This is a genomic window from Microvirga sp. P4_G7, assembly GCF_056401005.1.
On record NZ_JBFUKD010000824.1, the window covers coordinates 1 to 1,419 of the forward strand.

Sequence of the window (1,419 nt, forward strand, 5' to 3'; positions counted from 1 at the left end):
CCGTTGGTCACGATCAGGTTGCCGACGATCTTGACCGTTGGTCACGATCAGGTTGCCGACGATCTTGAACTTGCCGTCCGAACTGATCAGGCCATTCGATCCGGCAAGCGCACTCGCGAACGTGTAGCTGATGATCTGATTGTCGTCGTCGCGATCATCGAGGGTCACGACCGTCTGGCTCGCTCCCGTGCCTTCGTTGACGTTGGCAGCGCCGGAGGGCGTCGTCGGGGCCTTGTTGACCGGCGCGACGTTCTTGACCGTGATCGTGACGTCGCCGATGGCGGTCGCATTCGCCGCACCCGAGCCGTCGTTCGCGACGACCGAGTATGTAATCGGCGTGTCCGCCGTCACATCCGCGACCGTTCCGTTGGTCACGATCAGGTTGCCGACGATCTTGAACTTGCCGTCGGCGCTGATCAGACCATTCGATCCGGCGAGCGCGCTCGCAAACGTGTATCCGATGACCTGATTGTCGTCGTCGCGATCATCGAGCGTCACGACGGTCTGGTTGGCGCCAGTGCCCTCGTTGACGTTGGCCGCCCCCGACGGCGTCGTCGGGGCCTTGTTGACCGGCGCGACGTTCTTGACCGTGATGGTGACGTTGCCGGTCGAAGTCGCATTGGCGGCCCCCGACCCGTCATTCGCCACGATCGAATAGGTGATCGGCGTATCCGACGTCACATCCGCAACCGTGCCGTTGGTCACGATCGTGTTGCCGACGATCTTGAACTTGCCGTCGGCGCTGATGAGGCCGTTCGACCCAGCCTGGGCGTTGGCGAAGGTGTAACCGATGACCTGGTTGTCGTCGTCACGATCGTCGAGGGTCACGACAGTCTGGCTGTCCCCGGTGCCCTCGTTGACGTTGGCTGCGCCAGCCGGCGTCGTCGGGGACTTGTTGACGTTCTTGACCGTAATCGTGACGTTGCCGATAGCAGTCGCATTCGATGCTCCCGAACCATCATTTGCCACGACAGAATAGGTGATCGGCGTATCCGCGGTCACGTCAGCGAGCGTGCCGTTGGTCACGATCAGGTTGCCGACGATCTTGAACTTGCCGTCGGCACTGATCAGACCATTCGATCCGGCGAGTGCGCTCGCAAACGTGTATCCGATGACCTGATTGTCGTCGTCACGATCATCGAGGGTCACAACAGTCTGGTTGTCCCCGGTGCCTTCGTTGACATTGGCTGCGCCAGCCGGCGTGGTCGGAGCCTTGTTGACCGGCGCGACGTTCTTCACCGTGATCGTGACGTTACCAGTCGAGGTCGCGTTCGCTGCACCCGAACCGTCATTTGCCGTGATCGAATAGGTGATCGGAGTATCGGATGTCACATCCGCGACCGTGCCGTTCGTTACGATCGTATTGCCGACGATCTTGAACTTGCCGTCCGAGCTGATCAGGCCGTTCGATCCCGCCTG

Annotated in this window: 1 protein-coding gene; it reads right to left on the minus strand. The window is 61.1% G+C overall.

What is annotated here, in order from left to right; genetic code table 11:
- Positions 1-1,419, minus strand: a 1,419-nt coding sequence (locus AC1DT3_RS21030; protein WP_477467135.1) for a hypothetical protein, incomplete at both ends; no start/stop codon positions are given.